Genomic DNA, 21,155 nt, shown 5'->3' with positions numbered 1-21,155 from the left:
GTACGGGCTGAAGGCCCAAAAGCTCCTAGCCCAGGGTAACACCCTGGGTATAATAACAATCAGCAAGGCGCCCTGAAAGGGCAAAAGCTTTGTATATTGCCTGGAATTTTAAAGCTTTTGCCCTTACAGGGCGACAGGCTTGCGGCCATGATAACCCAGGGTATTACCCTGGGCTAGGAGCTTCTGCCCTTTCAGGGCGTGTGGAGTGCTCTTGCAAACTTGAATACATAAAATTATGGACATAAAAATAGAAAAGAAAAAATATCTCGTGCCTCGCAAGTATTGGGCATGGATTGGCGGAGGAGCGGTTTTGATCGCAGTCCTCATTTGGTTGGGATTGAGCAATTTCTCTTCCACCCTGAAGGTGGACAGGAAGGGATTGAGCATCGGAACCGTGGAGAAGGCGCAGTTCAACGATTATGTTTCGGTGGATGGACAGGTGGTTCCTATCTCCGTGGTACAGATCAGTTCCGAGGAAGGCGGTATCGTTCTGGAGAAAGTGGTGGATGAAGGTGCCCACGTAAACAAGGGCGATGTGATCGTGAAACTGAGCAATTCAAATCTCGACCTGGAGATTCTGAATGCCGAAAGCGAACTTGCCGAAAAGCAGGACATGCTTCGCAATACCCAGATTTCGATGGAACAGGACCGTCTGAACAATAGCAACGAGGAACTGTCGCTTTCGCAGGATGTCATTACCAAGCGCCGTTCCTATCAGCATCAGGAGGCGTTGCACAAGGAAGAACTCAATTCGCGCGAGGAGTATCTCAAGGCAAAGGAAGATTACGACCTTGCCGTCAAGAAGCATGCGCTCATCAGCAAGCGATTGAAGAAGGATGCCCAGCTCCGCCGTTCGCAGATGGATCAGATGGGCGATAATCTGGAAGCCATGCAGAAGAATGTGCAGCTGGTTCGCCAGCGCAAGGAGAAGCTGAACATCCGTAGTACCATTTCGGGCGAAATCGGTTTGCTCGATGTGGAGCTGGGGCAGAGCATACAGGCAGGACAGAAGATTGGAGTCATCAACGACCTCAGCGATTTCAAGGTGCAGGCGCAGGTGGATGAGCATTACATCGACCGGGTAAAACCGGGACTTACTGCTACCTTCGACCAGAACGGCAAGCATTATCTCCTGCAGGTTCGCAAGGTTTATCCCGAGGTAAGAGATGGTAGGTTCCGTATCGACTTCATCTTCAAAGGTGTTCGCCCAGGCAACATCCGAACCGGTCAGACTTATTATGTAGATTTGCAGCTCGGTCAGTCGAAGCAGGCAATAATTATCCCTAAAGGCACGTTTTATAGTGTAACGGGCGGTCAATGGATCTTTGTATTAGACAAGAGTGGCAAGAAGGCTTATCGCCGCAAGATAACCATCGGTCGCCAGAATCCTCAGTATTATGAGGTGATAGAGGGCTTGGAGCCAGGCGAGCAAGTCATCGTTAGCGGCTACGAAGCCTATAAGGATAATGATGTATTAGTGATTAATTAGTAGTGATTAGTGATTAGTGATAAATAGGGCTAACGCCCTTGAAACAGGATATTTGATATGAATCATATTATTAACGCATTCAAGAATCTGCCTCGAAGGGGCCAGCACAATTTCGTGAAGATCTTGTGTCTGGCGCTCGGATTGGCAATCAGTTCGGTAATTATTGCCGAGATTTATTTCGAGCAGACTTACGATACGTATTTCCCAGGATGGGAGAGGACGTATCAGATTTCAGAAGTGGGAACGATGCCGGGAGACGATGGCAATAAGTCTTTCAATTTCGCCCAAACCTCAGGAGCTACAGCTCCGGGCATCAAACAGTATGCTCCATTTGTGGAGGCTGCTACACGACTTGTTTTTATTGGAGATTTCCAATGTAATATGGAAGACCAAAATGCAATCTCTTGTAAAATAGCATTGGCGGATAGCTGTTTTTTTGATGTCTTTCCCCAAAAGGTAACGATTGGCAAGGCAAAAGAAGTCCTTTCTCGTCCATTCTATTGCATGATAGACTCAGAGACAGCGGCGAAGATGGGCGGCAATGTCGTGGGTAAGCATTTCACGATGGCAAGTTATCCTGGACATACCTTTACTATCGGAGGTGTATTTGAGAGTTTCCCATGGGGATCCTCTTGGCATTCTCTTCAAGTGTTGGTGTCATTGGGTAGTATCGGGGATATGTTTGGTTATGATGGAAGGCAGCAATGGACTGGAAATGATTGTTATCAGTCTTTTATCCGATTGTCAAAAGGGCATAAGCCAAGTGAACTTCATCCATATATCAACAAGATGAAGCAAGACCACTTCCCGTTGAAAGAATGGAAGAAAGCGGGTATTTCATTAGATTACGACTTTACCGTTCTCAGCGAAATGTACACGCAAAGCCCTTACATCAAGAAGATGGGATGGATCATGGGTATCATCGCTTTTGTATTGCTTTTCACTTCCGTGATGAATTACCTGCTCATCATCGTGGGTAATCTCGTAACGCGTTCTCGTGAGATGGCTGTGCGTAAATGTTATGGAGCGGAACCCAAGAACATCCATGCCATTGTCTTCTCCGAGGCGTTGGTACATGTTGGCTTGTCGATTGTTCTTGCAGCTATTTTAGTATTTCTCAGCAAGGGAACGGTAGAGAATTTCCTTTCAGCCCCAGTTAGTGTCTTGGTGCTCAATCGAGGTTGCTGGATATTGGTAGCAATTTGTCTCTTAGTGCTTTTAGTGGGTGGGTGGATGCCTGGTTGGCTTTACTGCAAGATACCTGTAGCGATTGCTTTCAGGGGGTATAGTGAGAACCGTAAGAAATGGAAGCTCATCTTGCTGGGTGTTCAGTTTATCATTTCGGGGCTATTGTTCAGCTTGCTCTTTGTGGTCAATAATCAATATAATATGATGGTAAACTTGAATCCTGGTTACAAGTATGATAAGGTGGCATTCGTTTTTGTAGAAGGACTAGAGAAAGACCAACGAGCGCAATGTCTATCGGAAATTAAGCGAATGCCTGATGTCAATATGGTGGCATCTTGCTATAGTGTTCCTTTGCAAAGTTATAGCTTTAATGGTAATAATCTTTCTTTGCCTGGCGACAAGCGTACTATCCAAATCATTCATGATGCAGGTGGAGTGGATGACAATTACTTCAAGATGATGGACGTTGAGTTTGTAGAAGGATCTTTCTTCACAGAGCGTAATGATAGTTCTCGACAAATTATCATTGACGAGAACTTGGCTAACAAGCTCGTAAAACTTGGACATTGGAAAGATGGAGCCGTAGGTAAGAGGGTTTGGGTATCTTCTCATTGTGATGAGGATGAAACGATGACGATTTGTGGCGTGGTCAAGAATGTGAGGTATGGAACGATTAGCACGTCGAATGCTGATACGAACGCTACTCCTTTTGTCTATTTCTATGGTCGGGCTAATCGGTGTATGCTCGTCAAGTTTAATGACTTGACGGAAAAGAGTCTCTCTGACTTAAAGAACGAGGTGCAGTCGCTGTATCCGAATAATGAAGTGACCGTTTATGATTATGAATCCGAGTTCAAGGCACAGTATGCTTCCCAGCTTAATTTCCGCAACGGAATCTTGGTTGCCGGCATCGTAACGATGATTATCGCCCTCTTCGGATTGGTGGGCTATACGAGTGATGAGGTAAACCGCCGCCGTAAGGAGATAGCGATAAGGAAGGTGAACGGGGCGAAGGTGAAGGATATTCTTCGCATCTTCCTGAAGGACATCATGAAGATTGCCTTGCCTTGCATCATCGTGGGCGACTTGGGGGCTTGGCTGATAGCCAGACAATGGCTCATGTCGTTTAGCGAGAAGATTACGATGACGCCTTTGCTGTTTATCGGCGTTACCATCATCTTGCTCGTCATCATCGGGCTTTCCGTCGTCATCAACTGCTACAAGGTGGCGAATAGTAATCCTGTGAAATATCTCAAGGATGAATAAGTCTCCCACAGATTTCACAGATGACACAGATTTAAGGGCGTATGCCCAAATTAAACATTAAACATTAGAAGAAATGATAAAAGTAGAGAATCTTTGCAAGTCATTCCGCACAGAAGATGTGGAGACGATTGCTTTAAATAATGTATCTTTCACAGTAGAAGACGGCGAGTTTGTTGCCATTATGGGACCATCCGGTTGTGGTAAATCCACCTTGCTCAACATCCTCGGTTTGCTCGACAATCCTACATCGGGAAAATATTTCCTGGGTAATCACGAGGTGGCAAACTTGAAGGAAAAGGAGCGCACGGATGTGAGAAAGGGAGAAATCGGTTTTGTGTTCCAGAGCTTCAATCTGATAGATGAATTGAACGTAGAGGAGAACATCGAGCTTCCTCTTACCTACCTCAATATTCCGAAGGCGGAGCGCAAGGCAAAGGTGCAGGCGATTATGAAGCGAATGGCCATCAGCCATCGTGCCAAGCACTTCCCTCATCAGCTTTCTGGTGGTCAGCAGCAGCGAGTAGCTATCGCCCGTGCTGTGGTCTTCGGTCCCAAGCTCATCCTTGCCGATGAGCCTACGGGTAACCTCGATTCCAAGAATGGAGCCGAGGTAATGCATCTGCTTACCGAGCTGAACCACGAGGGCACCACCATCGTCATGGTAACGCATAATGAGCATGATGCCAAGATAGCCCATCGCACCATCCGCCTGTTTGATGGACAGATTGTAGAGGCGGAGGGCAATCAGTAATTATTTGACTAAGTTTAATATGGCTTTTATAAAATCGTGTGATAAGCCAATAATTTCCAGGATGTCATTTTCGGAAATTTCGTAGGCGCAGTTGTAATCGGCTTTTTGCCTTAATTGGAACATACGGGCGAGGAAACTGCCATAAGAGATATCTACGATACCAGTCTTTACGAAGTGTAAACTGAATTGGGTGTTAATGCCGGCATGAGTGTGGGCATTAACACCTTTTGCTATGAATAGAGCTTGTACGGCATGGAAGCAGGCATAATAATAGCGATTGGCTGCTAAATCCCAATGCTTTAGTTCAACCATTTCATCTGCTTGAGTTAAAAAGCGCTTGGCTTTTTCTACTTGCAGACTGATTAATGTGTCTTTGTTTACTTGATCCATAACTTTTATATTAAACTAATGCCGTCTCGATTTACATTCTCGTAAAAAGGGGTGAAGCTATACGATTCCCATTCTTTCTTTGTGTAAAGAATGGGATTGATTTCTGTTCCGAGGTCGCAACCTAACAAGACAAACGGGTAACTTACTTTGTCATAGTCTGTTTGTTCCAGTTTGTCTTTGTCTAAAAGGATAAGAATGTCCCAGTCTGAATCGTTACGAGCATCACCTCTCGCTCTTGATCCATACAATATAGCCTTGCTTCCTGAAGGAATAGCAGATTTAGCTATATCTTTTATCTTTAATATGGTCTTATCATCTGTTGACATAAGCTTAATCTTTTATAATGGCAAAGATATGGTAAAAAAGCGAAAGTGCCAAACTTTCCTCCCCAAAATTATACTTTTTTATGGGATGATGATGCGGAAGGTGGTGATTCCCTGTGCCTTGTCCTGATGGAGCGAGAGGCTGCCGCCGCTTACTCGCATGATTTGGCGGGAGAGGGAGAGACCGATTCCGCTTCCTTCCGGCTTCGTGGTGAAGAACGGGATGAAAATGTGGGAGGCTACATCTTCGGGGATGAGACCGGCGTTGTTGCTCACGTCGATGATGATGGATTCCTGGGCATTGGCGTAGGCTTGGAGATGGATAAATGCCTTCTTGCTTGCCGCGGATTGCAAATCCGCGGAGCGACATTCCTGCTTGTTCCTACCCTGCTCATTTCCATCTTGCTTGTTTCTTTCTGCAGATAACTTTTCCTGCCCGTTGAAAGCTTCTACGGCATTCTTCAGAAGATTCGTTACCACGTGAGAGAGGAGGCTCTCATCGGCGTAGGTCAGCAAATCCTTGGGAGAAACTTCTATCTCTACTTCGTGGTTGCAGAGCAGCGCCATTCTTTCCAGGAATGGTTCCACATAGAAGAGAGTAGGCTGAGGCTGGGGAACATGGGTGAAGCGGCGATAGTTGTTGACGAAAGCCAACAGCTCGGTTCCTGTTTTGTGGATGGTTTCCAAGCCTTGCTTCAAGTCTTTATCCTCTGTAACTCGGGTAAGTAGAGTTTCGCTCAACGAAGTAACCGGCGTGATGGTATTCATGATTTCATGGGTCAGCACACGAATCAGTTTGATCCAAGAATCTACCTCCTGATTGCTCAGCTCGTGGCTCACGTCGCTCAGGGCGATGATGCGCACGTGCTTGTCTTTCAGCATGGCTTGCGTCTCATGTTTTGCCAAGTGTTCATCCTTTAGTTTCCCTTTTACCTGGTTCATGTGGGTAAGCACATCCGTATCGAGCAACCGGAGGGCAGCCTGATTATGTTGCAGGATGTTGTCGTGACTATCCACCACCAGGATGCCCGTATCCACCGCATTCAGAATCTGCTCGTAATATTTCTCCCGATCCATCTGCTCCTCTCTCGTATGTTGCAGGAAGAGCTTGATTCGGTTGAGGGATTGATGCAGAATCTTATCCTCCTTAAACCTCTTCTCCGTAGGAAAACTGAAGGAGAAATCCCCATTATCTATCGCATCAAAAAGGAAGGTTACCTTCTTGATGTTCCGGCGATAGTGGCGGTAGAGGCGAATGTAACCCACTACAGCCACGAGCAAAAGCACGATAATTATAATTAGTTTATAATCCATATCGCTTAATCTTATTATAAAGCGTTTGGCGGGAAATACCTAACCTTGCAGCTACCACCGACAGGTTTCCCTCACATTCCCTGATGGTTTTCTCTATCATTCGGCTCTCCATCTCGTCGAGTGTCTGAACCTCTTCCAGGGGTTTCTCTCTTCTCTGCTGGTTTCCATCGTCAATATCTTCGGCAGAAATCATTCCGCCATCAGATAGAATCACGGCTTTCTCGATGGCGTGCTGAAGTTCACGGATGTTGCCGTACCAAGGCAAACTGGTAAGTTTTTTCTCAGCTTCTTCCGAAAGACGGAGATTCACCTTATTATATAAATCGCCATATTGACGGAGGAATCTTTCTGCCAATGGAACGATATCTGATTTTCTCTGTCTCAGGGCTGGCAATTCCAGATGGATGGTGTTGATGCGATAGAGCAGATCCTCTCTGAATTCGCCATCGTTTACCATCTGCTGCAGGTTGCGGTTGGTGGCGCAAACCAGTCGTACGTTGATGGGAATCTGCGTGCTTCCGCCCACTCTTACGATGCTTCTGCGTTGCAGGGCGGTAAGGAGTTTTGCCTGAAGACTGTAGGATAAGTTTCCTATCTCATCCAGGAAGATGGTACTGCCGTCGGCAAGCTCAAACTTGCCCGGTTTATCCACCTTGGCATCGGTAAAGGCACCCTTTACATGACCGAAGAGTTCGCTCTCGAAAAGGGTTTCCGTAATGGCTCCCATATCCACAGGCAGCATTTTCTTTCCACATCTTGTGGATAAACGATGTATCTCGTTGGCTAACACCTCTTTACCCGTTCCGTTTTCGCCCGTAATGAGGATGTTTGCATCGGTTGCGGCAACTTTTTCCACAATGCTTCTCAAATTGTTCATAACATCGCTATTTCCCCAATACATAGCACTTTGTGCATCTTTTCCACAAAGTTTTCCACCTTTTTTGCCAATAGCGTTATCCACAGCTTTGTTCTTATCCCTAGCCTCTACCAGCGTACGGATCATCTTCTCGTTTTCAAAAGGCTTCACGATGAAGTCGGCGGCACCTTCCTTGATGCCTGTTACGGCAAGTTGGATGTCGGCATAGGCGGTAAAGAGCACCACCTCGGTTTTCGGGCTGAGGCTCTTGATTTCCCTGAGCCAGTACAGTCCCTCGTTTCCCGAATTGATTCCGCTGGAGAAGTTCATGTCGAGCAGCACTACGTCGGGATGCTCCTCTCTCAGCTTGGCTGGGATGGAGTTAGGGTTGGCGATGGTGATGATGCCATCGAATATGGGTTCCAGTAGCATCCTCACCGTAGTAAGAATGTTGCGGTTGTCATCAACAATCAATATCGTTCCTTGTTTCTTTATCATGGTGCAAAGTTACGAAATATCATCGAAAAGCGGTCATTATTGTCTAATTATTAGACGAAAAAATGCCGATAATGGCGCCAAAAGTTGCTTTTCCGGCAGCTTTTGGCATCCTTATCGGCACTTGTTTATTCAAAATTCTGATTCCTGATGAGGAATTGCTTATCCTAAAAGGGGATTTACTTATTCCAAAAGGGGAGTTACAACTCTATCGGAACCACTATCTTTATACTGAAGTTGCGGCCCATATTGTAAACGCCTCTTCTGCCTGTAACCTGGTTTACGTCAAGATACTTCAGACGGCTCAGGTGGTTCTGGTAAGCACGGTTGGTAAGGTTCTCGCCCGAAAGATAGAGCGAGAAAAGGCGCTTGCCATGGAGCTTCACGTCGGTACCGGCATACATATTTAATAAGGTGTACGATGGCGTAGCGGTCTCCGTATCGTTGACTGCGAAATAATGGTTCTGGCGGAGATTGCAATCCATCTGTAGCTTTACGAAGAGATGGTCGAAAGTCTTGCCGTCGCAGACAAACTCATACCTTACATCCGAAACCCAGCGAGGGGCTGGGGTGAATGGCAGATACTTTGATTCGGATGGCTGATGCAACTGAACCGAATTGACGTAGGAGAAGGTGTTGCCGATATGCAGATGCTCCACAGGATGAATGTCGATGCTTGCCTCACCACCCAGAATGCGGGCGTCGCCCGAAGTAAACTGATAGGCTGGCGTGTCGTTGATGAGGACAGGCTGATTGTTCTCATCTGCCAACTTCTCGCTGTAGATGTAATGGTTGATGCGATTGGCAAACAGCGAGAGCTCTGCCGAAATGATAGGCGAAGAATAATCCAGACCAAGGTCGAATTGCCAGCTGTTTTCCGGCTTCAAACCGGTATTTCCCAATTCGAATCGTTGGGTTCCCTCGTGCACACCATTCGATGATAATTCGCTGATGTTTGGAGCACGGAATCCTCTTGCCAGGTTCAGCTTCAGATTGAAATCGGGCAGGATTTCATAAGCCAATCCGATGCTTCCGGTTACTCCCTCAAAGCTTCGCTTAAAGGCCTGGAAGCGGAAAGAATCATTCGATTCAGCATCATCCTCTTCTCTCAAAGCCTCGCTGTGCAGATGGCGATGATCGTATCTGATGCCGCCGCTCAGGTTCAGTTTGCCTATCTCCTTGCTCACCGTGGCAAATACACCATAATCGAAGAGATGATAGGCTGGAATCAGAAATTCAGAACCTTTATTAATCGACTGCTGCCACATGCCGTTGATGCCCGTAGAGAACTTCCATCCATTCATTTCCGGCGAGAGATAATGCAGGTCGTAATTCATGGTATGGAGCATGAAATCGAGTCCGCATTCCTTTGGATTCTCTTCCTCCTCAAACTCCTGACGGCGGTTCTGCTGATAACCCAGGAGAAACTTCAGATTGCCGTCGCCCAGGAACCAGGAATTATCAAGTACAGCCTTGTAATGATGAATCTGCTGATAAGGCATCGGCTTGCCGTAACTCTTGGCATCGTAGCCTTCCGGAATTTCCAGTTCGCCCGTTTTCTCATCTCTTTCTCCCTCTACGATGCCCGGAGTGAGATGATAATAATCGAGTGTGAGATGCGAATGCCCCTGGCGGTAGTTCCAGCCTAGAAGCTGCGAGAATGCCTGCTCTCTGAGTGATGAACCGAATACATAACCATCGTATTTATTCTTGTAGGCATGCGCCATCTTTCCGCTGTAGCGGGTGTTCCATACAAATCCGCCCTGGTTGCCGGCAAAGTTGAGTGAATAATCAAAAAGGCCGTTGTTGGTTTGATAACCCGTTGAGAAATTTGCTCTCATGTCGCCCTTGGCAAGGGTAGGAGTGGAGTGGAAGATGAGGACGCCTGCCATCGCATCCGATCCATACATGAGACTTGCCGGACCTTTCAGAATCTCTACGGAATGAACCGAAGCGGGGTCGATTTCTATTCCGTGTTCATCGCCCCATTGCTGTCCTTCCTGTCTGATTCCATCGTTTACCACTACCACGCGGTTATAGCCCAGGCCACGGATCACGGGCTTTGAAATTCCGCTTCCCGTGGTAATCTGCGAAACGCCTGGCTGGTGGGCGATGGCGTCGATGATGTTGGTAGAAGGTTGCATTTCGAGCTGGCGGGCAGAAACGAAGGAGATGGGTGCGGGCGATTGCTTCAGTTTCTGGCTACCCGTCAAGCCTGTTACCACCACTTCGTTCAGTTTCACGCTCGATTCCGTCAGCGGCTGGTGTCTGGTAGAATCATTTGTCTCTTCTTCATGAATGTTTGCGTCCTTCTTATCATGATTTGCTCTGTTTATAGCCATAGCAGGGGCTGTTGCCGATGAGCACAGACTCATCAGCAATATTGATTTCAATATTGTTCTCATTATGTTATTTGTTACCTTATTCTGTTAATATTCAATTATTTATAAAAATAGAGAATAAGGTGGAGCACGGGTAGATTTTACCCCCTTCGCCCTGCACAAGCAAGGAGAGCAGAAGGCACGGCGAGGGGAGAGATGGAGCACGGCGATGGCAACCCAAACCACGAGGGATGGAGCCAGATAAGGAGTGCTTTGCAATTGGCAAAGCACACAGTCGTGCATGGTATTCTGCAGGGCTGTCAGATGGCCGTCGTGATGAACATGATGGGCACAATCGGCACAATAGAAATCAGCATGAGTTCCCTGCGCTTCACCATGATGGTGAAACGTAACGGCCAGCAGCATCGGCAGGTAAACCAATAGCAGCAGCCAGGAAATTCTGATTCTCTTATGCGTTATCCGCTGCATTTAACAATATTTATTTTCTGCAATTATCTACAGTCTTCTGATTTTTCCGTTTGCAAAGTTAATCATTTCTTCCTAAAATGCTGCAATTCCCAATTATTTTTGTATTTTTGCAACAAAATTTTTAAAATAGGCGTACCCGATTCCAGGGGGATGTTGTATTATGAACAAAGTAGAATCATAAAAACAAGAAAAATGATGAAAAGAACGACTTCCCTTTTACTGTGTCTTGTCTTGAGCATTTCCCTATTTGCTCAAAGCAGAGGTATGACCTTTCAGGTGCATAACGAAACGCTTACTTCCGTGTTGAAGAAGATTGAAAAGGCGGGCGAGAAGAATATCCTCTTTGCCTATCAGGCTACCGACCAATATCACGTAACCGCCAATATCCAGGCTAAGCGACAGAAGGAAGCCCTGGAGATGGTGCTGCAGGGAAAACCTTTCTCCTTCGTAGAGCACAACACCTATTTTGCCGTTCAATACACGGGCAAGACAACCCGGGTGGAACAGATCAAGGGCAGGGTGGTGGATGAGCACCAGAAGCCTCTGCCTTTCGCCAACGTGGTGTTGATTTCCTCCGTCAGCAAGGCTTATGTGGCCGGTTGCGTAACGGCAGAGGATGGAAGCTTCGTGCTTCCTTATGCCGATAAGGATGTGATGCTGAAGGTTTCTTTTGTGGGCTATAAGTCGCAGACCCTGGCCTGCAAGCCTACCATGCACATCGGTCTGCATCCCGACACACAGCAGTTGAAGGCGGTAACCATCAAGAGTACCCGCCCCAATGTGGTGTATAAGGACGGTGCCTTCACCACCCTGGTATCAGGTACCATCCTGGGCGAACTGGGTTCTGCAGAAGATATGATCAGCCAGTTGCCCTTCGTTTCGGGAGAAGCAGGCAGTTGGGAAATCATCGGTCGTGGAGCGCCCGAGATTTATCTCAACGGCAGGAAACTGGAGAATCTGAACGAACTCAAGCGATTGAGCGCCAAGGATATTCTGAAGGCAGAAATCGTTACCGTTCCCGGAGCGCAGTATAGTTCCAAGACCAATGCCGTAATCCGTCTGCGTGCCGTTCGCAAGCGCGGACAGGGCTTGAGCGGAAGCCTTTATTCTGAATATATACAGGGTCGTTATTCGCCTCATGGCTATGAGGATGTGCAGTTGAACTACCGCACGGGCGGACTCGATATCTTCGGCGAAGTGGGAGCGGGATTGGAACGCTCGCACACCACCGCCCATTCAGAAACCCAGCTCCATACTACCAGCGACTGGGAATTCAACAGCCGTAGAACCACGAAAACCCTTGGTGGAGAGATTCTTATGAACGCAGGTTTCAACTATGAGATTTCCGAGCAGCAATCGCTGGGTATGCGCTATGAGACAATCAACATGATAGGCAACAACTACACCCACAGCTGGGGAGCAACCGATGTGTGGGAGGATGGTAAACTGACGGAAAGCATGGGCGTAGATCTGTTTTCGAAAAGCAAGCCCCATTGGTCGCATAGCGTGAATGCCTATTATAATGGCGATTTCGGCAAATGGAACATCAATTTCAATGGCGACTTCTATAATAAGGTGAGCCAGAGCACCCAGACGGCGATAAACGACGGACAGCTGGATGCGGAATCAGAGAGCAAGGTGAAGAGTAATCTCTATGCTGCCAAGCTGGTGGTGTCGGGACCTTTGTGGAAGGGTAGGCTTTCCTTCGGAACGGAAGAGATGTTTACTAACCGCCACAACGACTTCACCCAGAGCGGCTTTTCTGCCGATGCCTTCAACCACATCCGCCAGTCTATCTATGCCGGATTCCTGGAGTATTATCTGAACATCGGACACATGAACTATGGAGCCGGTTTGCGATACGAATACCAGAAAACCGATTATTACGAGAAGGATGTGCTGCAGGCGGAACAGAGTCCCAGCTACAGGGATTGGATTCCATTTGCATCCATCGGCTACAGCAAGGATAATCTGAATCTTGCCTTCTCCTATCGTCTGAACAAGTACAGTCCTATCTACGTCATGCTTCAGAGCAGCATCGACTACGACAGCAAGTACGAGTACAAGTCCGGTGACCCTCATCTCAAGCCTCAGAAGCAGCACAGTTTCAACCTGTCGGGCAATTACAAGTGGTTGTCGTTTATGGCTTACTACAACTATGTACTTGATATGTACATGACCTGGTACAAGCCTTACGATGAGGTGAATCATCCGAGTGTGCTTTTGCAGACGATGGCTTCAGTGCCTCATTCCTACTATTGTGGAGCCAATATCCGTGTGGCGCCTTCGTTTGGAATCTGGTATCCTAACCTCACGGCGAGTGTCTTCTACGGTCATGATAATGTAGATCATCTCAATATCCCCGAGTTTGGCAAAAACCAGCCTCAGTTTACATTCAGTATGAACAATAATCTGAGGCTTCCCCACCGGTGGTTCATGAATCTTTCGGGCAATGTCAGCACGAGGGCGGAGATGGGAATCGGAAGAAGGAAATGTACGGGCAACATGCAGTTCCGGGTTTCCAAGAACTTCCTGAAGAATGATGCCCTCAAGGTGATGTTTGTAGTGCAAGACCTCTTGCATACAGGATATTATTATTTCGAGGCAAACGGCACGCAGTCGCATCGCACGTTAACCCGATATGCAGATAATCAGAAAATTCTTATGAATGTGAGATATACATTCAATGCAACAAGAAATAAATATAAAGGTAGTGGCGCAGGACAGAGCGAAAGACAACGACTTTAAGCAGCTATTCCTGGAAATGTATCCTCGATTGGTGCGTTATGCCGTGTCCCTTTTGGGAGACGGCAACGAGGCCCGTGACATTGTGGGAGATGTTTTCGAGAAGGCGTGGAACCAATTCTCCTCCTTGCAGATGGAAACAAGGAGGAGCTGGCTCTATGCATCGGTGAGAAATGCCTGTCTCAACTGGCTCAAGCACCAGCAGGTGGAGCAGACCAACGTAGAGGCGCTGATAGAGGCCACCCGATACGATATGAGTACCCAGTATGAGGAACACGAGCGCCTGCTGCAACAGGCGGAGCAGATAGCGAGAGAGCTGAAGGAACCCACCTGCACGATTCTCCGCCTCTGCTATTTCGAGCATCTCACCTATCAGCAGGCAGCCGACAGGCTGGGCATCAGTCCCAACACCGTGAAGAAGCATATTTCCAAGGCACTCGCCATCTTGCGCGAGCGAATGAAGCATACAAACATAGAGAATTAGGAGGAAAAATCATGAATAAGAATCAAGATCAAGAACTGGATTATAGAATGGATTCTGTATCAGAAAATGTTTCTGAGAATGCTTCTGAGAAAGTTTCTGAGAAGATTTCTGAGAAAACTTCAGAAAATGTTTCTGATGCCCGGCTTTCCCAGATATTCGGGGAAGCCTTGGGCGATGAGCCTTCGAAGGAAGAAACGCTGGCAGCTTGGGAAGCCTTCGAGAAGAAGCATATTTCTTCTGAGGAGGAACATCTACAGAAGGCAGAAGATGAATTGTCTGAGAAAAAGATAGAGGATGAAATCGGAGGAGAATCTTCATCCAGAAAGATTTCCAAAGCCCGAATCCGGGCTTGGATTACTGCCTCAGTTGCAGTAGCGGCAAGCCTCTTCCTTTTTATTTTCCGTTCATCCCAGGAGATTTCTCAGCCTACGGAGTTCTCCATGGAACTTTTCTCGGAGGTCACTTCTCCCAAGCAGGTGGAGCAGACCCTGAGCAATGGCTATTGCGTGGTTTCTACCCCGGCAGCAACCACCACATTGGTAACGCTGAGCGATGGCACCAAGGTGATGCTCAACGCCAATTCTACGCTCGAATATCCTGCATCTTTCGATGATGCAGAAGTCCGGGAAGTCCGTCTGAAGGGCGAGGCTCATTTCGAGGTAACCAAGAATCCTCATCGTCCTTTTGTGGTAAAGGCGGGCGAGATGCAGACGCAGGTATTAGGTACTATATTCGATGTGAAAGCCTATCGCAAGGATGCCCCAAAGGTAACCCTGATGCAGGGCAAGGTGAAGGTGAGCAATGCCGATACGGAGGTAGAGATGCGCCCGGGGCAGACTGCTACGCTCCAGGCGGATAAGATAGTAGTGTCTAAGGCTTCCCCTTCAGCCTCCGACTGGCTGGAAGGCGATTTCGATATGGATCAGGTTACGCTGGCAGAGGCGATGAGCGACATCGGAGCCTGGTACAACAAGACCGTAGTCTTCCAATCCCAGGCGAATATGGGTAAGCTCATCCACTTCCGCTTCTCCCGCAGGGCAAGCTTGCAGGAAATCATCACGGCGCTGAACGAGATGGGTGTGGCAAAAGTCAGAATAGAAAAGGGCAAGATCATGGTGCTTTGAGCCATGGTCTTGCCTATTCCTATTCCTATTCCTGTTCCTATTCCTATTCCATCAAAATCGATTCCTACAATCGGCTGCAAATGTAGAAAGTTTCCTTCTAAAAAGGAAAGAAATCGGCAATTATTTCCTTTTAAAAAGGAAAGTTTCTGTTTTTATCTAAAATCTCTTTTCTACTTTAAAACATTGTACTACCTTCCTGAAGATTGGGATTTGAGTGAGATTCTATTTTTCATACATTCTCATTGCGTCTCGATGCAAGTCGTGTATCTGTTCAGCCAACCATTCTGGTGAGAGAATTATCAATAGGCTTCCCCGGCTCATTAAATATCCAAAGAAATCTACGGTAGGGCGCATGGTGATTTCGAAGTCCATATAGTTGTCGCCTTTTGCGATAGCTTTTTGAGTAGCATGGAGAGGTAAGTCTTTTACTCGATACTGTTCGTAATCGTAAGCTCTAAATCTAATTCGTTCAACAGAAGTACCGTCGCCAATCAGCACTCCGTAATATTCCTTGAAGTAATCTTGAGCGTTGAAGTCTTGAGTTATCTCAAATTTGGTATCTGTGAATTCTATGCTTTTGATTCTATCAAGTGAGAATAGGGCATAGTAATCCTTTACTTCTTGGGTTTCTGCTTCTGTATAATGGAAGTGTCCCAATACATACCAACGTTGCTTATGCAATTTTATGCAATATGGCTCGATAGTATAGCTTTTGGCATTTGTATTGCCATACCTCTTGTAAAGAATGGTTATCTTGATGTTTCGTTTCATGGCATCAAGGATTAGTTTGAGGCTTTCGCCTTCATAGGGTACAGTTTCAAGCACAATCCTATCTTGAAGCGATACACATTCGCTAATAATATTGTTGGATGCAAGTGTGGCTAACATCCAGTTTTGTATGGAGTCGGACTCTAATGCTTCAGGATTTCCAATAGAATATTTATATCCGTTTTTCCTGTTGCACTCGATGTATATGCCAAAAATGTCTTCTATGGCATCTTTGTGTCGATTGAAGGTTGAACGAGCCAATTCTATTCCTTCGCTCATGTCTGTTTCAAGCCATTTCTTTTGAATATCTGTAAAAGAAATAGCTCGGGCTTTGTTGATGGTGTTTACCAACCAAATGTATTCTTTGAATTTCGCTTGAGTTCTCATGTTATATACGATTTTATCTACATTAAATAACGAGATTTTTGTGATTTTATTGATTTGTGATACTTTTTTTCTTAAAAAAAAGAACTTGTCCTATGATTTGATACAGGTTTTTCTTATCTTTGTGCCGACATAACAAATAATTTCATAAAATATGAACTATGATGAAGTAAAATTACGCCGTTTGATAGGTAAATGTCAATGGACTTTTGCCAAGACAATGCCTACGTGTCCTCATGAGTACATTGTGAGGAATAAATGTGCCTTGTCTGATGAGGAATTCGTCTTTTTTGTCCAGTCACAAAGAGAATTTGGTGTTCCACAACAATGGTGGAAATATAATTTCCCTTATCTTCATATTGATGGGTATAAGTATTGGACGATGGGAGATACCATAGAGAATACTATCATTATCAATAGGGCGAAAGACGATAATTCGCAAATACATATAGTTGAACAACAATCAGTTGAACAACAATCCCAAAAGGATAAACTTACGTTGTCTATAACTACTGTTGGTGATTTGCTTCTTCGTCAAACGATTTCGAATGGCGGGGAACCCATTAATGGTGTGAATCTGTCGATTCCGATCTATCAGCGTCCATATAAGTGGACTGCTCGTAATGCAATACAGTTGCTTGATGATATTATCGAAGCGATGAATGAAAATAAAGAAAGTTACAGGGTAGGTACTCTGATTCTTCATCGAGCATCAAGCCAAGGCTCGTATGATATAGTTGATGGCTTGCAGAGAATCATTACGTTCTCTTTGTTGTTAAAGGCTTTGGGGAAGAACGATATAGCCTTTCTCCAGCAAGAATTATATGATAATGAGTATAATGCCCGTAATATATCCAATAATTATCGAGCATTGGAACGACGCGTCAGCAAACCTGATTTGGAAGCAAGCCAACAACAGAAAGAAGACTTTTATGTAAAGGAACGGGAGTGTAGAAGACTGGAAGAATTTGTAGAGAACAGATGTGAACTTATTGTTGTTGTCACATCTGACGTTTCTGAAGCCTTTCAGTTCTTTGATTCTCAGAATGCTCGTGGCAAAGCTCTATATCCACATGATTTGCTGAAAGCTTATCATTTACGTGAAATGATTGGTATAGAGGAGAATGAGGTTGAAAGAATCGTCAAGGGATGGGAACAAATATCTCAAAGTGGTTTGGCAGATTTTTTCGGAAACTATCTGTATCGTATCAAAGAATGGGTAAATGGCAATAGGGCAGAAGTGTTGGATGAACGTAATATCCACATGTTCAAGGGGATTACTCGTTCTGCACGAACTCCTTATGCTCAATTCTATAAGAGTGCTTATTGTTATGCAGATATGGTAAATTCTTCTGCTATGCCATTCGTTTCTGGAACTCGCAATATCAATGCATTTCAATTGGACGCTCCAATTATAGCAGGCAAACCTTTCTTTGAATATACGAAGCATTATTATGCCATACTAAAGGACATTCAAGATAATAGCAAGTACGAGGGGTTCTATATCAACGACAATATTATAGTGAAGACATTGGATCGCTATTTCAAGAAGGGAGTAGGCAATGGTATTGCTCGATTGCTGTTTGATACTTCGGTACTCCTGTATGTAGATAGGTTCTGTCCGGAGTCATATCCAACCAAAGAAGATATGGAGCTATTTGAGCAATTTGTCGTTTATGCCTTTGTTTGGGCTTATTCGCTTAGAGCGCAATATACAAATCTGGGATGGCTTTCTGCTCAGAATTTCATTATGGGGGCTAATGAGAATTTGAAAAATTCATTTAATATGTACAAGTTGATAGCCAGGCAGGATACTCCCACTACATTACTCAGCGTGTTGGCAGACAAGCTAATTCCTTTGTCTAATAGCGACTTAAAGGATGGGAAAAAGAATGGCAGAACAAATGCCGAGAATTTGGATGGGCGTGATGGTGATGGAGTCTATCTGAATTATCTCTATTTCTTTAAAGTAAATCGTTTTTATAAATAGTAGAAGACAATGAAAGATTTGAAAAGTATTTTGAAAGAGTGTTCTATCAAGGAAATCTATTGTGATAATCACGGAGCACCTATTACATACGTAATTCCTATCTACCAACGTAACTATGCGTGGGAACGAGATGAAATTTGTGCTTTGATAAAAGATGTCCATGATTCTATGGATATGGGCAAAACGGTTTATTACATAGGTACTCTTGTCACTTATAAGCGTGATGAGAACAAATATGAGGTGATAGATGGTCAACAGCGTTTGACTACGATTTACATCATACTTAGAGCTTTGGGAGTGCATGACATTTATAATCGCTTGACTTATTCGGCACGAAAAGCTTCAGCTTCGACGATAGAGGCATTATCAGGGCGTGGAGAGAAAGAGGACCTTGGCGAGATGCCTGACCTTGGTATCAAGAATGGCTTCGATTCCGCAAAAGCAGGATTGAATGAGATTGTTGGTTTGGCTCAAACTGATGTGGATAAATTCAAAGAGTATTTCTTGAATCATGTCCATATCATACATTATCGAGTGCCGAAGGATGTGGATTTGAACCATTATTTTGAGGTGATGAACTCTCGTGGCGAACAGCTGGAGAAGCATGAGATTGTTAAGGCAAAATTGAGTGAACAATTTATCGGGGATAATACCTCAATGGAGAAGTTCAGCCGTATCTGGGAAGCATGTAGTGATATGTGCTTCTACGTTCAGCAAAAAATGTCTGATATGAAAACTGTTTTTGGTGAGAACATGGATAGTTTCGTCTTAGAGTCGTTTGATGCATTTGCCGACATGCCAGCTAATGCTGGTAATTCTTTGGGTAGAAAAACGATTGCAGAGTTGTTGAATACTCCTGTTAGGCCTGTGCCCCAGAGTACGACGTTAGATGAAAATGATAGATTTCAACCAATCATAGACTTTCCTAATTTCCTCTTGATTGTGTTGAAGATTACGAGGATGAAGGAACAAGGATTTGATCCTTTGAAATTATCTCTTGATGACAAGGAACTGCTTCATGAGTTTGAGAAGATTAACATCACGGCCGATTTCGTAAAGCGGTTTGCTTATAATCTGTTGAAGGCTAAGTATTTCTTGGATAATTATGTGGTTCATCATACGCTCGGTGAGGACCGTATTTCTGAAAACCCGTGGAAGTTGCAGCGTTACTATAAAAATGGAAATGCTGTCTATCTGAAGGATTTGTCGGAAGACAAACCTGTGCAGGCAGAGCTGGTACAGTTGCTATCTATGTTCGAGGTAACTTTTACGGCGAAGCAACGCAAGAACTACCTGTTCTATTGTCTGTACCATTTGTTTGAGAACGATAATATTAGTGATTATCTCGTCTTTATGAGAGATTTGGCTGATAAGTACTTCTTTGATGTGTATCTGAATGCGGAAAAACTCAATGAAAGAAACCAGCCAAAGCCTAATAGCTTTGATGACACGATGATACGAAATGGACATCTGAATGTAGAACAGGAAAATGTAGAATGCGACTTTAATCGCATCTATCCTAAGGGAGCGCCCAATATACCTCTCTATGTGTTTGATTATACAGACTATAAAATATGGAGAAAGTATGCGGAGGAGCTACGTGGAGGAAAAGCTAAGAAAGGAGATGCAAAACGTATCGGATTCTTCCAAGATTTGGGATGTAGTGATTTTGAATTAGAGGTATTTAATAACTTCTATTTCTCTCGAACTCGTAAGAGCCTTGAACATTATTATCCTCAGGCTAAGGCTGGTAGCGATAAACCTATCAGCTCAGAAGACATTAATTGTTTTGGAAACTTTGCCATGATTGGTTCCGATGCTAATAGCTCCGGTTCTGACTGGAATCCAATTGATAAGAAAAACCGTTATTTGGATTCAAAGTCAAATCAAGTAAGTACAGCATCTCTAAAGTTCAGAATCATGTTGCAAATATGTCAAGACAATTATGATGATGGGATTAAGAATGAGACGGCTAAACGTCCTTTTGGATTGGAATGGAATGTGGATGATATGAATGAGCATCAAGAAAGAATGCTTAAAATCGTCATGAAAAGATAATACTATAAGATGCTGATTATTTTGTAAATAAGAATAAGGGACAGGAAATCCTCCCGAAGTCTGCATCCGAAGACCGACGTGTGAGAGGCGTATCCTGTCCCTTTGTAGGAAAGCACAGAAAGGTCAAGGCCACGCCGCACCATACAGGTCCCTACGACCTGACCCGATATTAGGGTTAGCTTTCGACACAATTCTGTGCTTGTTGGTTTTGCTTGATGCGAATGGTCAAGCGAATTTGGTTCTCGTAATGGGCATCTTCGTTGATTTTGCTGATGCGGCATTCAAAGATAGATGCCCACCCCATTTCCAATAATTGGGCAATCTCAGTATTGGAAGTGCGAGGAAGATAGCCCAGCAGATATTCCTCTTTCTCGTTGTTATCTGCCACCTTTGAGTAAACCACAGCGACTGCATTCTTGTCGTATGGGTTCTCTTGGTCTCTTTGTAATTCAAGCAGAGTGCCGACCTTCAACTCTTCCCAAACTTCATTGGCGTCATGATATTGGCGGCCTGCGAGATGACATTCCTTGAAAAATAACTTTTTTTCTTCATAACTTTGCTATTTTGATTTCTGTGTGCAAAGTTAGCTTGCACTTGTGCCAATTCGTGGGACAGCAAGTCTTTTTTTATGTGTTTAGAGGAAATATTTTAAAGTATACTTTGCAAAAATACGAAAATATTTCTAACTATACTTCGAAAAAATTCTAAAAGTTGCTTTAT

General features: G+C 44.9%; 15 protein-coding genes and 1 pseudogene. 8 read left to right on the top strand and 8 right to left on the bottom strand.

What is annotated here, in order from left to right:
- The first annotated feature begins 235 nt into the window (after positions 1-235).
- The 3 genes from CFT61_RS04695 (at position 236) to CFT61_RS04685 (ending at position 4,694) form a co-directional block, all read left to right on the top strand.
- Positions 236-1,489, top strand: coding sequence for an efflux RND transporter periplasmic adaptor subunit (locus CFT61_RS04695; RefSeq protein WP_089543308.1), 1,254 nt, complete (start codon positions 236-238; stop codon positions 1,487-1,489).
- A 57-nt stretch (positions 1,490-1,546) separates the two neighbouring features.
- Positions 1,547-3,943: an FtsX-like permease family protein gene (locus CFT61_RS04690; protein WP_089543307.1), complete on the top strand. Its 2,397-nt coding sequence runs from the start codon at positions 1,547-1,549 to the stop codon at positions 3,941-3,943.
- A 73-nt stretch (positions 3,944-4,016) separates the two neighbouring features.
- The gene (locus CFT61_RS04685; protein ID WP_022121551.1) at positions 4,017-4,694 is read left to right on the top strand and encodes an ABC transporter ATP-binding protein; all 678 of its coding nucleotides are present in this window, start codon (positions 4,017-4,019) and stop codon (positions 4,692-4,694) included.
- On the opposite strand, the gene CFT61_RS04680 is transcribed toward CFT61_RS04685, so the two are convergent.
- The 6 genes from CFT61_RS04680 to CFT61_RS16510 form a co-directional block, all read right to left on the bottom strand.
- Entirely contained in the window at positions 4,695-5,084 is a 390-nt protein-coding gene (locus CFT61_RS04680) for a HEPN domain-containing protein (RefSeq protein WP_089543306.1), read from the bottom strand.
- Between the two features lie 5 nt (positions 5,085-5,089).
- Positions 5,090-5,410, bottom strand: coding sequence for a nucleotidyltransferase domain-containing protein (locus CFT61_RS04675; RefSeq protein ID WP_089543305.1), 321 nt, complete (start codon positions 5,408-5,410; stop codon positions 5,090-5,092).
- Positions 5,411-5,488: 78 nt separating this feature from the next.
- Positions 5,489-6,721: a sensor histidine kinase gene (locus CFT61_RS04670; protein WP_089543304.1), complete on the bottom strand. Its 1,233-nt coding sequence runs from the start codon at positions 6,719-6,721 to the stop codon at positions 5,489-5,491.
- Positions 6,711-8,075: a sigma-54-dependent transcriptional regulator gene (locus CFT61_RS04665; RefSeq protein WP_089543303.1), complete on the bottom strand. Its 1,365-nt coding sequence runs from the start codon at positions 8,073-8,075 to the stop codon at positions 6,711-6,713. The genes CFT61_RS04670 and CFT61_RS04665 overlap by 11 nt, the downstream gene beginning before the upstream one ends.
- 197 nt (positions 8,076-8,272) lie before the next feature.
- Complete coding sequence (locus CFT61_RS04660; protein WP_089543302.1) at positions 8,273-10,477, bottom strand: TonB-dependent receptor; 2,205 nt, start codon at positions 10,475-10,477, stop codon at positions 8,273-8,275.
- A gap of 39 nt (positions 10,478-10,516) precedes the next feature.
- On the bottom strand, positions 10,517-10,882 hold the full coding sequence (locus CFT61_RS16510) for a hypothetical protein (protein WP_142990565.1): 366 nt from the start codon (positions 10,880-10,882) through the stop codon (positions 10,517-10,519).
- 264 nt (positions 10,883-11,146) lie between these two features.
- Between CFT61_RS16510 and CFT61_RS04650 the strand changes: the two genes are divergently transcribed.
- Genes CFT61_RS04650 through CFT61_RS04640 form a run of 3 tightly spaced genes read left to right on the top strand, consistent with a single transcriptional unit; the run spans position 11,147 to position 15,235 of the window.
- Positions 11,147-13,630 carry an outer membrane beta-barrel family protein gene (locus tag CFT61_RS04650; RefSeq protein WP_176425499.1) on the top strand — a complete coding sequence of 828 codons (2,484 nt, stop codon included), beginning with the start codon at positions 11,147-11,149 and terminating at the stop codon, positions 13,628-13,630.
- A gap of 16 nt (positions 13,631-13,646) precedes the next feature.
- Positions 13,647-14,111, top strand: a complete 465-nt coding sequence (locus CFT61_RS04645; RefSeq protein ID WP_437176819.1) for a sigma-70 family RNA polymerase sigma factor — start codon at positions 13,647-13,649, stop codon at positions 14,109-14,111.
- Positions 14,112-14,122: 11 nt separating this feature from the next.
- Positions 14,123-15,235: a FecR family protein gene (locus tag CFT61_RS04640; protein ID WP_089543298.1), complete on the top strand. Its 1,113-nt coding sequence runs from the start codon at positions 14,123-14,125 to the stop codon at positions 15,233-15,235.
- A gap of 222 nt (positions 15,236-15,457) precedes the next feature.
- Here the strand turns inward: CFT61_RS04640 and CFT61_RS04635 are convergent, their stop codons facing one another.
- Positions 15,458-16,390, bottom strand: coding sequence for a helix-turn-helix transcriptional regulator (locus CFT61_RS04635; RefSeq protein WP_089543297.1), 933 nt, complete (start codon positions 16,388-16,390; stop codon positions 15,458-15,460).
- A gap of 151 nt (positions 16,391-16,541) precedes the next feature.
- On the opposite strand from CFT61_RS04635, the gene CFT61_RS04630 reads away from it, so the two are divergent.
- Complete coding sequence (locus CFT61_RS04630) at positions 16,542-18,377, top strand: DUF262 domain-containing protein (protein ID WP_228115584.1); 1,836 nt, start codon at positions 16,542-16,544, stop codon at positions 18,375-18,377.
- A gap of 9 nt (positions 18,378-18,386) precedes the next feature.
- Positions 18,387-20,435, top strand: coding sequence for a DUF262 domain-containing protein (locus tag CFT61_RS04625; protein WP_089543296.1), 2,049 nt, complete (start codon positions 18,387-18,389; stop codon positions 20,433-20,435).
- 175 nt (positions 20,436-20,610) lie between these two features.
- Here CFT61_RS04625 and CFT61_RS04620 read toward each other — a convergent pair.
- Positions 20,611-20,949, bottom strand: a pseudogene (locus CFT61_RS04620) (HIRAN domain-containing protein); the annotation flags it as partial.
- Positions 20,950-21,155: the final 206 nt, after the last annotated feature.

Source organism: Segatella copri, assembly GCF_002224675.1.
Classification (GTDB): domain Bacteria; phylum Bacteroidota; class Bacteroidia; order Bacteroidales; family Bacteroidaceae; genus Prevotella; species Prevotella copri_U.
The sequence above is the reverse complement of the archived record's forward strand: the minus strand, read 5'-3'. Positions and strand labels throughout refer to the sequence as shown.

Coding starts and splice junctions, on each gene's coding strand:
- CFT61_RS04695 (WP_089543308.1), top strand. CDS start 236: ATGGACATAAAAATAGAAAAGAAAAAATATCTCGTGCCTCGCAAGTAT.
- CFT61_RS04690 (WP_089543307.1), top strand. CDS start 1,547: ATGAATCATATTATTAACGCATTCAAGAATCTGCCTCGAAGGGGCCAG.
- CFT61_RS04685 (WP_022121551.1), top strand. CDS start 4,017: ATGATAAAAGTAGAGAATCTTTGCAAGTCATTCCGCACAGAAGATGTG.
- CFT61_RS04680 (WP_089543306.1), bottom strand. CDS start 5,084: ATGGATCAAGTAAACAAAGACACATTAATCAGTCTGCAAGTAGAAAAA.
- CFT61_RS04675 (WP_089543305.1), bottom strand. CDS start 5,410: ATGTCAACAGATGATAAGACCATATTAAAGATAAAAGATATAGCTAAA.
- CFT61_RS04670 (WP_089543304.1), bottom strand. CDS start 6,721: ATGGATTATAAACTAATTATAATTATCGTGCTTTTGCTCGTGGCTGTA.
- CFT61_RS04665 (WP_089543303.1), bottom strand. CDS start 8,075: ATGATAAAGAAACAAGGAACGATATTGATTGTTGATGACAACCGCAAC.
- CFT61_RS04660 (WP_089543302.1), bottom strand. CDS start 10,477: ATGAGAACAATATTGAAATCAATATTGCTGATGAGTCTGTGCTCATCG.
- CFT61_RS16510 (WP_142990565.1), bottom strand. CDS start 10,882: ATGCAGCGGATAACGCATAAGAGAATCAGAATTTCCTGGCTGCTGCTA.
- CFT61_RS04650 (WP_176425499.1), top strand. CDS start 11,147: ATGACCTTTCAGGTGCATAACGAAACGCTTACTTCCGTGTTGAAGAAG.
- CFT61_RS04645 (WP_437176819.1), top strand. CDS start 13,647: ATGTATCCTCGATTGGTGCGTTATGCCGTGTCCCTTTTGGGAGACGGC.
- CFT61_RS04640 (WP_089543298.1), top strand. CDS start 14,123: ATGAATAAGAATCAAGATCAAGAACTGGATTATAGAATGGATTCTGTA.
- CFT61_RS04635 (WP_089543297.1), bottom strand. CDS start 16,390: ATGAGAACTCAAGCGAAATTCAAAGAATACATTTGGTTGGTAAACACC.
- CFT61_RS04630 (WP_228115584.1), top strand. CDS start 16,542: ATGAACTATGATGAAGTAAAATTACGCCGTTTGATAGGTAAATGTCAA.
- CFT61_RS04625 (WP_089543296.1), top strand. CDS start 18,387: ATGAAAGATTTGAAAAGTATTTTGAAAGAGTGTTCTATCAAGGAAATC.